The sequence below is a fragment of the Novosphingobium jiangmenense genome, from assembly GCF_015694345.1.
In the GTDB taxonomy this organism is placed as follows: Bacteria; Pseudomonadota; Alphaproteobacteria; order Sphingomonadales; family Sphingomonadaceae; genus Novosphingobium; species Novosphingobium jiangmenense.
Genome location: NZ_JADQDC010000006.1, coordinates 132,705 through 144,853 on the forward strand (window position 1 = coordinate 132,705; position 12,149 = coordinate 144,853).

Here is a 12,149-nt window from a genome sequence, read left to right on the forward strand (position 1 = left end):
TCTGGCGAAGACGGGAGGAATCGGCAAGGCCGCAGAAGCGTGATTTCCCCGGCCTTTGTCCGCAGCTACGGCAGGACGATGCCATCGCCCCGCTTGTAAAGCGGCGCCGCGCTGTCATCGGGTCGCCCGGGGTGCTGATCTTCCACCGCCTTGGCCGACGATGGCAGTTCGAACGGCAGGCGCCCTTGCGACTTCGCCTTGCCGGTCACGAGATCGACAAGCACTGCGTCGCTGGCCCCGAACAGACCATAGAGGGCACTTGCCTTGTCCTTGAGCAAGGTCAGCACTGCTGGGCGATCGAGGTCGACCGCGACGATGGTTGGCACCTTGGCCGATGCCATGGTCACCACCTTGGTTGCCGCGTCGTCGGCGCGGAAGTCGAGCCTTCCTTCGTGCTGGCGCGAGCCGAAGAAGTGGTTGGGATGGAGCACCTCAAACGGGGTTGCGACGCGGACCAGCGCGACATCGGCCTGATCAAGCGTGTCGACAACCGTCAGACCGCCGGCACGAGCGATGTCGGCATTGACGCCCGACAGCCAGACTTTCCGGCCCGATGCCAGTGGCAGCATTCCTGCCTTGTTTTCCAGCAGGACCTGCGCTGCGCGCTGGGCCTTGTCGGCTTCAGCCTGAGTGGCCGGATCGCCGATCACCCTGGTCGCCTGGGCCACGTCGACATAAGGGTTGTCGAACAGGCCAAGTTCGAACTTCAGCGTCAGCACACGCCGCGCCGCCTGATCCACGCGGGCGAGGCTGACTTTGCCGTGGCGGACTGCCGCCAAGAGCGGTGCCGGATCGTCAACGCCGCCGAACTGATCGATCCCGGCGTTCGCGCCCATCGCGTAACGGTCTTCCTCGGAGAGACCTTCGACGCCCCAGGGCATGGCGATGTTGTACCCCTGCGGCTTCTCCGCGGTGGGAGCCTTGCACTGCTCGAGACAGGTGTTGGTGATGCCCCAGTCGGAAATGACGATGCCGCCGAACTTCTTCGTCTTGCGCAGGAGCCCGTCGATCAGCGGCTTGCTGAAGCCCGCGCCAACCTGCGGCAAAGGCTTGCCGTTGATGCGGACACCATCGGCAATGACGTAGGTCGGCATCACGCCTGCAGACTTGGCCGCCAGCGCGCCTTCGAAGGCAGCGACATGCTGGGCGAAACTGGCGTTGTCGAGGCGGGCGATGCGGCCATAATAGTTGTGGCCGTCAAAGCCCTCCGGCTCTGCCCCATAGCCAACCCAGTGCTTGACCACGGTGGCAACGCCCGAACGGACGAGTCCCTTGGGACTGCCCTGGAAGCCGCGCACATAGGCTCCCGCAAGCCGGGAAACCGTCGCCGCATCCGATCCGAACGTCGCCACCCCGCGCGCCCAGCGCGGTTCGGTGTAGAGGTCGGCTTGCGGACTCAAGGCCATGTGGATGCCGACCGCGCGGTATTCGGCGGCGACGATCCGGCCAAACCGCTCGACCAATTTCTCGTCACCGATTGCGGCCATGCCAAGTGTTTCCGGCCACTGCGAAAACCCGCCCGAAGCCGAACTGACCCCGACGGTCACCTGGAAATGGTTGCGCGGATCGGTGCTGATCGTCACCGGGATGCCTAGCCGGGTGGCTTCGGCAAGCCGCTGGATCGTATTGTTCTCTTCGGCAAAGGTCTTCGCATCAGGCGATAGGCGCGTAATCGCGCTGTTCACGCCACGGGCCAGTTGGACTTGGGCAGCGCCCTTGTCGTAGGCCACGCCCAAGCCAATCCTCGCCCCATTCTCGGCGGCAAGGGTTCCGTGAAGCATGAGGGCGACCTTCTCCTCGAGCGTCATCTGCCGCAGCAGGTCGTCAACACGACGTGCGACCGGTACTGCCGGATTCTCGTAGACGTCCTGACGCCCATTGTGGTTGAGATCGCGATAGCCCTCGCCAGCCCAGCCCGGACTGCTGGCAAGCGCCGTTGCGAGGACGCCCGGCAGGATTGCTGAACCCCAACGAAGCGAGGCGATTGAACGCGGCATAGGTCTCTCCCACTCGCACATGACAGCGCAAGACACGAACCACGTTAAAGCTGGGTGTCATTCGAGGCAACTGCCCGGACAAAGAAAAAGCGGCGACGCAAGCACATTGCGCCGCCGCTTCTGCGACCCTTCGGGCAAAAAAGGGGAAAGCCCTTGGGAAACCGGGGGTTAAGTTATCCCTGTCGGATCATATAGTCGAACGCAGAAAGCGCAGCTTTGGAACCTTCGCCCATGGCAATGATGATCTGCTTGTAGGGCACCGTCGTGGCGTCGCCCGCTGCAAAGATGCCCGGAACGCTGGTCGCCCCGCGGGCATCGACCTCGATTTCGCCCCGCGCCGAAAGATCGATCGCGCCCTTGATCCATTCCGTATTGGGGACAAGTCCGATCTGCACGAAGATGCCTTCGAGCTCGACCGTGTGCAGTTCCTCGCTCGTGCGGTCCTTGTAGACGAGGCCAGTTACCTTCGCGCCATCGCCGAGAACTTCCGTGGTCAGCGCCGAAGTTACGATCGTCACGTTGGGCAGCGAACGCAGCTTGGCCTGGAGCACAGCATCTGCGCGCAACTGGCTGTCGAACTCGATCAGCGTCACGTGCGCCACGATGCCCGCAAGGTCGATCGCCGCTTCGACGCCGGAGTTGCCGCCGCCTATCACCGCCGTGCGCTTGCCCTTGAACAGCGGGCCGTCGCAGTGCGGGCAATAGGCCACGCCCTTGTTGCGATATTCGTCCTCGCCGGGCACGCCCATCTGCCGCCAGCGTGCGCCGGTGGAGAGGATCAGCGTCTTCGCCTTGAGGCTTGCGCCGTTCTCGAGCTGAACCTCGTGCAAGCTGCCCTCGCTTGCGGGAATAAGCGCCGTCGCCTTCTGCAGGTTCATCACGTCGACTTCGTATTCCTTGACGTGGCTCTCCAGCTGCGCGGCGAGCTTCGGTCCTTCGGTGTGCTGTACGGAGATGAAGTTCTCGATGCCCATTGTGTCGAGCACCTGCCCGCCGAAACGCTCCGCCACCACACCGGTGCGGATGCCCTTGCGTGCGGCATAGATTGCGGCCGCGGCCCCGGCCGGACCACCTCCGACGACGAGAACGTCGAACGGCTCCTTTGCAGCGATCTTCTCGGCCGCCCGAGCCGAAGCATTGGTGTCGAGCTTGGCGACGATCTGGGCAAGGTCCATGCGGCCCGAACCGAAGGGCTGGCCGTTGAGGAATACGGTCGGCACCGCCATGATCTGGCGACGCTCGACCTCGTCCTTGAACAGGGCGCCATCAATGGCGACGTGCGTGATGTTGGGGTTCAGCGCAGCCATGATGTTGAGCGCCTGCACGACGTCCGGGCAGTTCTGGCAGGTCAGCGAGAAGAACGTCTCGAAGTGCAGCGGCCCTTCAAGGCCACGCACCTGATCAAGCAGGTCCGCGTCTTCCTTCGGCGGGTGCCCACCGACATGGAGTAGCGCGAGGATCAGCGAGGTAAACTCATGGCCCATCGGCAAGCCGGCAAACACGGCCTCTGCGCGACCCTCATCGGCGCGGATGGCAAAGCTCGGGGCGCGCTCGTCGGTGCCGTCAAAGCGCGCGCTCACCTTGTCGGACTGCGCCGCAACCTCTTCGACAAGGCTGCGCAGTTCTGCCGACTTGGCGCTGTCGTCCAGAGTGGCGACCAGCTCGATCGGCCGGCGCAGGTTGGCCAGATAGGCCTTGAGCTGGGCAGTAGTGGCGGCGTCGAGAACGGGCATGGTCATTTCCTTTGGACAACAGGACTCGCGCGTCACCGCATGGTCGGCGCACGGGGATCAATCTGGAGAGGATCGAAATCGTGGAACCGGCGGGCCGCCCGTCAGCGGCACGGCCCGTCCGGCAGTCATGGCAGGACGTTCAACCCCACGCGGTGAACGCCCCGCCAGAACAATCAGATCTTGCCGACGAGGTCGATCGACGGAGCCAGCGTGGCAGCGCCTTCTTCCCACTTGGCCGGGCAGACCTGGCCGGGGTTCTCGCGCCAGTACTTGGCAGCCTTGATCTTGCGCAGCAGTTCCGCAGCGTTGCGGCCCACGCCCTCGGGGGTGATTTCGACCAGCTGGATGGTGCCATCGGGATCGGTCACGAAGGTGCCACGGTCAGCCAGGCCGACGCCTTCGCGCAGGATGCCGAAGTTGTTCGAGATCACGTGGTTCTGGTCGCCCAGCATGTAGTAGTTGATCTTGCCGACAGCGGGCGAGGTTTCGTGCCAGGCCTTGTGGCTGAAGTGCGTGTCGGTCGAGACCGAGTAGACTTCAACGCCGAGGCCCTGCAGTTCGCCATAGATGTCGGCGAGGTCTTCGAGCTCGGTCGGGCAGACGAAGGTGAAGTCGGCGGGGTAGAAGAAGAACACGCCCCACTTGCCCACGACGTCGGCATCGCTCACGTCGACGAACTTGCCCTGGTGGAAAGCGGTTGCCTGGAACGGCTTCAGCTTGGTTCCGACGATCGACATAGACTCAAATCCTTCTCGTTGTGGATTGGTGAACCGGGATACGAGGCTGGAGGTAGTGCATGGACCCGCCAAATTCCAATGAGCAAATTCGCCCTGTTTGATTGATTGCCTCGATCAATGGCGAATGTTTGATGGCACTTTCACGTCCTCAAGGAAATCTCTGACCTAAAGGACAGGTGCTGCGAAATCGCCGGAACGCATGAGTTTCGCGGGCGTTGCCGCACCTTGATGCAGTTTTTGCACGATGCGCCGCAATTTCCGCACTTGAAATCGCGGCGCGGTTGAACCAAGTGGCAATTCGCAACGGAACGATTTCGTTCAATTATCTCCGGATGGATCTCAGATGGCCGCCTCGACCGACCCGAACACAGCTGCCGCACCCGCCGACAATGATGGCCGCAAGAAGACTGCAGGCCGGATCGCGCTCGGTGCGCTGGCCGCAGGCGCGCTCTACGGGGCCTACGCGCTTTACGATTACGAGACCGTCGGCCGTTACATGCAGGACACGGAAGACGCTTATGTGAAAGCCGACGGCGTCACGATCAGTTCCAAGCTCGGCGGCTATGTCCGCCGAGTTGCCGTTGCCGACAACCAGGCAGTCGAGCAGGGCACGCTACTAGTTCAGATCGATCCCACCGATTACGCCACGCGCCTTGCGCAGAGCACCGCGCAAGTCGATGTCGCTCGCGCAACCGAGGCCGCTGCATCCGCTGCGATCCAGGAAGCGCAATCCGCAGTCGGACAGGCCCGCGCGGCACTTCAGGCATCGCAGCGCGATCTTGCCTATCTCAACGGCGAGGTTGCCCGCATGCGCCCGCTCGTCGCCAGCGGCGCAGAACCGCGTCAGGCTTTCGACCAGCTCGTCGCCAACCGCGACAAGGCCGCCGCCGACGTTTCAGCCAAGCAGGCCGGTCTCGCTGCGGCAACCGACCGCGTGACCAGTGCCCGTGCCCAGGCCGGCCAGAGCACCGCACAGATCAAGGCTGCACAGGCTCAGCGCGATGCCGCCAGCACTGATCTCGCCACTACCCGCATCGTTGCCCCCATCGGCGGCAAGGTCGGCAATTCGACGGTACGCATCGGCCAGTTCGTCCAGCCCGGCCAGCGCCTGATGACGATCGTCCCGACCGAGGCAATCTATGTCGAGGCCAACTTCAAGGAGACCCAGATCGGCCTGATGCGCCCCGGCCAGCCGGTGACGGTCCACGTTGATGCCCTGCCCGACGTCGATTTCCACGGCACGGTCGAGAGCATCACCCCGGGTACCGGTGCGAACTTCTCGCTGATCCCGCCGCAGAACGCGACCGGCAACTTTACGAAGATCGTCCAGCGCGTGCCGGTTCGCATCCGCATCAACGCCGGCCCTGAATCGCGCAAGGTCCTCGTCCCCGGCCTGTCGCTCTCGGTCGAGGTCGACACCCGCTCGGCGAAGTCGGCAATCGATGCGATCCGCAACGAACAGGATCGGGTCTCGGCCAAGTGAGCCAGTCGGCAACCATGGACGACGTGGCCCCGCCCCCACCTGCAAGTGCAGCCAAGGCCGACGTTTCGGCGTGGCTTGGCGTCGCCGCCGGCGCCATTGGGTCCTTGATGGCGACGCTCGACATCTCGATCGTCAACGCCTCGCTGCCGACGATCCAGGGCGAGATCGGCGCTTCATCGAGCGAAGGCACGTGGATCGCCACGGCCTATCTCGTGGCCGAGATCATCATCATCCCGCTCACCGGCTGGCTCGAACGCGTGTTCGGCCTGCGACGCTTCCTGTTGATCGCGGCTATCCTGTTTACCGGTTTCTCGGTGATGTGCGGACTGTCGTCGTCGCTGACCATGATGATCCTCGGCCGCGTTGGCCAAGGCTTCACCGCAGGCGCCATGATCCCGACGGCCCTCACCATCATCGCCACGCGCCTGCCACCGAACCAGCAACCGGTCGGGACGGCGCTGTTCGGCCTGACCGTGATCATGGGCCCGGTACTCGGTCCCTTGGTCGGCGGCTGGCTGACCGAGAACTTCAGCTGGCACTATGCCTTCTTCGTCAACGTGCCGATCAGCCTGATCCTGATCACCCTGCTGCTTGTCGGCCTGCCCAAGGGCAAGATGCAGCTGGGCGAGCTGGTCAACGCCGACTGGTTCGGCGTGATCGGCCTCGTGCTCGGCCTCGGCGGCATCACCGTGGTGCTCGAGGAAGGCCATCGCGAACATTGGTTCGAATCCGCGCTGATCTGGAAACTGAGCGCGGTGACGCTGCTTGGCTTCATCCTCATCGGGATCGGCCAGTTCAAGGCGAAGCGCCCGGTGATCAAGCTTGCCCTGCTGCGCCAGCGCTCGTTCGCGGCGGTGTTCGTGCTTGCCTTCGTGCTGGGTGCGGTGATGTTCGGCACCGCCTACGTCATTCCGCAGTTCCTTGCCGCAATCGCCAACTACAACGCGATGCAAGCCGGGCAGATCGTTTTCATTTCCGGCATTCCGGCAATGATGATGATGCCGCTGTTCCCGATCCTCATCTCGCGCGTCGACTTGCGCCTGATCGTCGGCACCGGCGTCGCACTGCTCGCGCTGTCCTGCTATCTTGACGTGACGCTTACCGCGCAATCGCGCGGAGGCGATTTTGTCGAGACCCAGCTGCTGCGCGGCCTTGGCACCGTATTCTGCATGATGTTCCTCAATCAGGCCGCGATCAGTTCGGTGGCGCGCGAGGATGCCGGCGATGCTGCGGGTCTGTTCAACGCCTCGCGCAACCTCGGCGGTTCGGTCGGCCTTGCGGCACTTGCCACCCTGCAGGACCAGCGCTGGGAGTTCCACCGCTGGACCCTTCACAGCGCGCTCGGGGCCAATGACCTCAACGTGCAGGACTGGGTCAGCCAGCAAGCCATGACTTACGGCGGCGGGCCTGACGGCCTGGCCGCAGCCTTCCGCTCGCTCGACGGCATGATCCTGCGCGATGCGATGGTCATGGCCTTCAACGACGACTTCATGGCGCTGACCATCGGCATTCTGGTCGTCGCGCCGCTCGTTCTCCTTCTGCGCCCGCTTCCCAAGGGCTACCACGCAAAGGCCGCACACTGATGACTGCCTCGCTCCCCCTCCGCCGCCTTGGCAGCGCCGCGCTGCTCGCCGCGCTGCTCGCCGCGCTGCTCGCAGGCTGCGCCACCGTCGGCCGCGACTACAAGGGCGCTCCCGAGACCGCCCCAAAGGCCGCTGTGCGCGGCAGCTTCGTCCGCGCTGACGCTGGCGTTGTGGCAACTGCTCCTGCCGCCCGCTGGTGGGAAAGCCTTGGCGATCCCGTGCTGAACCAGCTGGTCGATGCCGCGCTGGCGGACAGCCCTGGCATCGCTGCTGCCAACGCGCGCATTGCCCAGTCGCGCGCCGCACTCGCCGCCAACCGCACCGCCGCGCTGCCGACGATCAATACCTCCTTCGCCGCGCCCTACATCAACGTGCCCGGCAACATCGCCGGCAACGGTGGCGGACGCGACGAGATCAACGCCTATAACCTCGGTTTTGACGCCTCGTGGGAGATCGACCTGTTCGGCGGCACCCGCCGCAAGATCGAGGCTGCGTCCGCTCGCGCCGAAGCCGCCGAGGCCAGTGCCGCCGACGCGCGCGTCACGCTGTCGGCCGAGATTGCCCGGGCCTACGTCGGCCTGCGCGCGCGCCAGGCGATGCTTGGGTTGCAGGACCGTCAGGTCGAGATTGACCGCGAACTGGTATCTCTTGCCCGCCAGCGCTTTGCCGCTGGCTCGATCCCGCAGCAGCCGGTGAATGCAGCCGAGGCCCAGGCCTTCGCCAGCGAGGCAGACGCGGCCAAGTCCCGTGCCGAGATCGCAGTGCTGATGGACCAGATCGCCGTGCTGACCGGCAAGGAGCCCGGCACGCTCGATAGCCTGCTGGCCACGCCCGCGCCCGTGCCCCTCCCGCCCGCGGAAATCGCGATCGGGGATCCCGCTCTGCTCCTGCGCAGCCGACCCGACATTCGCATGGCCGAGCGCCAGCTGGCCGCTGCCAACGCCGATGTCGGCGTGAAAATCGCGGACAAGTTCCCTAAGATCTCGTTTCTCGGCCTGCTCGGCCTCGGGGGCCAGAACATCAGCGACATTTTCGATCCCGCAAACATCGTCGGCATCGCCCTGCCCCAGATCAAGTGGAACCTTTTCGACGGCGGCCGCGCCAACCGGCAGGTCGAAGCCGCCAAAGGTGCCTACGCCGAAGCCGAGGCCGGTTATCGCCGCACCGTGCTCGCCGCATTGCAGGATGCCGAGGCCTCGCTCTCGCGCTTCGGCGCGCAACGCGTCGCCTTCGGCAAGGCGCTCGATGCCGAGGATCGCGCGCGCAAGAACGTCGATCTGCAGCAGCAGAGGTTCGCAGCCGGCACCATCGCCAAACCCGATCGCCTCACCGCAGAGCGGCAGGCTCTGCAGCTCGCCATGGCTACGGCCTCGTCCAGAGCCGAGCTGACAAGCGGATTTATCGCGGTGGAAAAGGCACTTGGCCTCGGCTGGAGCGCCGGGACGGCAGGGTCAGGACCCGATAAATGAGACGAAATCGCCCATTTTATAGTATATTGACTCCAGCCATGGCTGAGGCACTCTGCACCCACGATACGCCGCAAAGGCGAGAAAGTGGGAAAGATGCGCTGGATTACCGATGCGGGCCTCCGCTTCTGGCAGGCCTATCGCGAAGGACTGGAGATGTCCTGCCCGGTTCACAACCGGATTGCCGAGGCACTGGCCGACCGTCTGTGCGAGCGGGATCGCCCGCATGACGAAGCCGCACTCTCACTCGCAGGACAGCAGCCCACCGTCCACTGATCTTTCGGCCAGTGATGGCCTGGCCGGGACCGCAGCCAAGCGCGGCCGCCCCTCGCTGGAGGAAGCGCAAAGGCTTCCTGCGCGCATTCTCGAAGCCGGATGGGAAGTCCTGAGGGACCACGGCTTCGAAGCCTTTACCTTCGATCGCGTCGCCCGCCACGCCCACATCGGCAAGGCGACGATCTATTCCCGCTTTGCCGGCAAACGCGAATTCCTCGAAGCCCTGCTCGCGCACAAGACCGTCGAACGACGCCTCGAAATCATGAAACTCGGCGCGGGGCTCCCCTTGATGGATTCATTTTGCATGCGCGCTGCGGCGGTCATGCATGTGCTCCATTCACCGGAAGGCCGCATGATGGAACGGCTGGTCGACTGGTGCGATCAGGAGTTCGGCAACGGCGAGATGAATTACCGCCAGGCCATGTACATCGATGCGCTGACCAACATCACCGACGAACTACGAGAGATTGCCCACGAGCAGAACCTCGCCCTGGCCGAGCCCGAACTAGCCGCCCGCTTCTGGCTCGAAGGGCTGCTCGGCCACGCGCGCCTGGAAGGTCCCGTAGGCGAGATCGATGCCGCCGCCAATGAACGCTGGGCGCGCGCCTATTCCGAGTTCTTCTTCGCGAGTCTGCGCCACAGCGGCAACATCACGGCGCCTTCCGCACAGCCTTGAGCGAGAAGTTCACGCTGACCGCATCCTTGAGCTGATCGGTCGCCGACCATTCGCCCTCGCCGACCCCGAATGCCAGCCTTTGCAGTGTGGCGCTGCCATTGGCCGAAGCCTTGTCGCCATCGATCTTCAGCGCAAAACGGAGCGCGAGTGGCTTGCGCTGGCCGTGAAGCGACAGCGTGCCGTTGGCGACATAGCGCCCCGCGCCCGCCTCGCGGATGTTGGTCGAGACGAACTGCGCGGTCGGATGTGCGCCAACGCCGAAGAAGCTGTCGCTGCGCAGCATGTCATCACGCTGGCTGTCGCCACTTTCGACCGATGCCAGATCGATCGTCGCGCGGATCGAAGAGCCTGGCAGGTCCTCGGGATCGAACACGATCATGGCATCCCAGCGCGAGAATGATCCGCTGATGGCCTCGCCACTGTACTCTGCCGAGAAGCCGAGGCGGCCGCCCTTCTCCAGCTTCCACGCGCTCGCCATGGTAGTAGCGGCTGCTTCCGACTCCGCAACCACCGGCTCAGCCGTCGCCACTTCGGCAGGCTCCTCGCTGGCTACATCGCTAGCAACTGCTGAAGCCGTATCGCTCGGCGCTGCGGCAGGAGCCTTGCTGGCCGGGAACGACAGGAACAGCCCGCAGATCAGCGCTCCTACCCCGAGCGCAATCGCCAAAAGTCCGGCAATCCCGATGGCACTGTGCGAACGGATCACGCCGGGCAGCATCCTCCCGATCACGTACTCCCGCTTGAGATGGTGGTAGAGCGCGCCGGCCACGTGCAGCGCGATCAGCGCGATGCCGACAGTACCAAGCGCTCCGTGCAGGACCTCCGCCGGCTCATGCAGTCCCTGCCCTACCGGCAGATCAGGCCACGGCACCTTGCCGAACAGCATGGTCTGCAACCGTACCTTGGCGGTTGAAACGATGATCCACCCGGTCAGCGGCCCCACGATCATCACAGCGTAAAGCAGGACATGAACAGCCGAAGCGAGCAGCATCTGCGCCTTGCCGTCGGGCACCGGCGCGGGTCGTGATTTGAACAGCCGCACCGCCAATCGCGCCACGCTCAGCAGCAGGATCGTGATGCCGACCGACTTGTGGAACTGGTAACCGGCGAACTGTACCGCGCCCTTGGGCAGGTCCTCGAGTGCCCAGCCCAGCCCGATCTGGAACAGCAGCAGCAGGGCAATCGCCCAATGAAGTATGATCGCAAGCGCAGAATACCGTTCGGGCCGCAGCGTCGTCATAAGTCAAAATTCCCCTCGATCCGACGAGCGTCATAACAGCGCCGACGAAGACATGATATGCCCTCTCGCATCAGCGCTGGTGATTGCTACATCAGTGCCATTCCACTTCACGGGAGACCTCAATGTCCAACAGTCCCTGGGCCCATCATCGCAGCGCGAGCATCGCCGACGACATCGATTTCGAGATCAAGGGGCAGGAACTTCAGTTCCTCGAGATCGAGCTCGATCCCGGTGAAAGCGCCGTCGCCGAAGCGGGCGCGCTGGTGTGGAAGGACGGCTCGGTCGGCATGACCACCGTGTTCGGCGATGGCAGCGCCGATCAGCAGGGTGGCTTCATGGGCAAGCTGCTCGGCGCGGGCAAGCGCCTGGTCACCGGCGAAAGCCTGTTCACCACCGTCTTCACCCATAACGGTCACGGCAAGGCGCGCGTAGCCTTTGCCTCGCCCACGCCCGGTGCCATCCTGCCGATCAAGCTGTCGGACGTGGGCGGTACACTGATCTGCCAGAAGGACAGCTTCCTGGCCGCTGCGCGCGGCGTTTCCATCGGCGTTGCCTTTCAGCGGCGCGTGATGACCGGCCTGTTCGGCGGCGAAGGCTTCATCATGCAAAAGCTCGATGGTGATGGCTGGGTCTTCGTCCAGATGGGCGGCACCTTGGTGGAGAAGGAACTGCGCCCCGGCGAGGAACTCCACGTCGATACCGGCTGCCTTGCCGCCTACACGCCCGGCATCGATTTCGACCTCGTCACGGCGGGCGGCGTGAAATCGGTGCTGTTCGGCGGCGAAGGTCTGTTCTTCGCGCGCCTGCGCGGCCCCGGCAAGGTATGGATCCAGTCGCTGCCCTTTTCGCGCCTTGCCGGCCGGATGCTTGCCGCCGCCGGATCACGCGGCGGCCAGAACCGTGGTGAAGGCTCGATCCTCGGCGAACTGGGCGACTTCATCGGCGGCAACAACTGATC

The 12,149-nt window shown here is 64.4% G+C and carries 10 protein-coding genes; 6 read left to right on the top strand and 4 right to left on the bottom strand.

Annotation, left to right across the window (positions count from 1 at the left end):
• Nucleotides 1-65: 65 nt before the first annotated feature.
• The 3 genes from I2488_RS10710 to ahpC form a co-directional block, all read right to left on the bottom strand.
• Entirely contained in the window at nt 66-1,997 is a 1,932-nt protein-coding gene (locus I2488_RS10710; RefSeq protein ID WP_196275793.1) for a glycoside hydrolase family 3 protein, read from the bottom strand.
• A gap of 173 nt (nt 1,998-2,170) precedes the next feature.
• Nucleotides 2,171-3,730, bottom strand: coding sequence for an alkyl hydroperoxide reductase subunit F (gene ahpF, locus I2488_RS10715; protein WP_196275904.1), 1,560 nt, complete (start codon nt 3,728-3,730; stop codon nt 2,171-2,173).
• A gap of 173 nt (nt 3,731-3,903) precedes the next feature.
• Nucleotides 3,904-4,467 carry an alkyl hydroperoxide reductase subunit C gene (gene ahpC / locus I2488_RS10720; protein ID WP_196275794.1) on the bottom strand — a complete coding sequence of 188 codons (564 nt, stop codon included), beginning with the start codon at nt 4,465-4,467 and terminating at the stop codon, nt 3,904-3,906.
• Between the two features lie 343 nt (nt 4,468-4,810).
• Between ahpC and I2488_RS10725 the strand changes: the two genes are divergently transcribed.
• The 5 genes from I2488_RS10725 to I2488_RS10745 all read left to right on the top strand — a co-directional run bounded on the left by I2488_RS10725 (nt 4,811) and on the right by I2488_RS10745 (nt 9,951).
• Nucleotides 4,811-5,950 carry an HlyD family secretion protein gene (locus I2488_RS10725; protein ID WP_196275795.1) on the top strand — a complete coding sequence of 380 codons (1,140 nt, stop codon included), beginning with the start codon at nt 4,811-4,813 and terminating at the stop codon, nt 5,948-5,950.
• Between the two features lie 14 nt (nt 5,951-5,964).
• The gene (locus I2488_RS10730) at nt 5,965-7,533 is read left to right on the top strand and encodes a DHA2 family efflux MFS transporter permease subunit (RefSeq protein ID WP_196275905.1); all 1,569 of its coding nucleotides are present in this window, start codon (nt 5,965-5,967) and stop codon (nt 7,531-7,533) included.
• On the top strand, nt 7,533-9,002 hold the full coding sequence (locus tag I2488_RS10735; RefSeq protein ID WP_196275796.1) for an efflux transporter outer membrane subunit: 1,470 nt from the start codon (nt 7,533-7,535) through the stop codon (nt 9,000-9,002). The genes I2488_RS10730 and I2488_RS10735 overlap by 1 nt, the downstream gene beginning before the upstream one ends.
• An 84-nt stretch (nt 9,003-9,086) precedes the next feature.
• Nucleotides 9,087-9,275, top strand: a complete 189-nt coding sequence (locus I2488_RS10740) for a hypothetical protein (protein ID WP_196275797.1) — start codon at nt 9,087-9,089, stop codon at nt 9,273-9,275.
• Complete coding sequence (locus I2488_RS10745; RefSeq protein WP_196275798.1) at nt 9,226-9,951, top strand: TetR/AcrR family transcriptional regulator; 726 nt, start codon at nt 9,226-9,228, stop codon at nt 9,949-9,951. Before I2488_RS10740 ends, I2488_RS10745 begins: the two co-directional genes overlap by 50 nt.
• Here I2488_RS10745 and I2488_RS10750 read toward each other — a convergent pair.
• Complete coding sequence (locus I2488_RS10750; RefSeq protein ID WP_196275799.1) at nt 9,926-11,191, bottom strand: cytochrome b/b6 domain-containing protein; 1,266 nt, start codon at nt 11,189-11,191, stop codon at nt 9,926-9,928. The two genes, I2488_RS10745 and I2488_RS10750, sit on opposite strands and share 26 nt — an antisense overlap.
• Nucleotides 11,192-11,313: 122 nt before the next feature.
• Between I2488_RS10750 and I2488_RS10755 the strand changes: the two genes are divergently transcribed.
• Nucleotides 11,314-12,147: a TIGR00266 family protein gene (locus I2488_RS10755; protein WP_118073624.1), complete on the top strand. Its 834-nt coding sequence runs from the start codon at nt 11,314-11,316 to the stop codon at nt 12,145-12,147.
• The last annotated feature ends 2 nt before the right edge of the window (nt 12,148-12,149 follow it).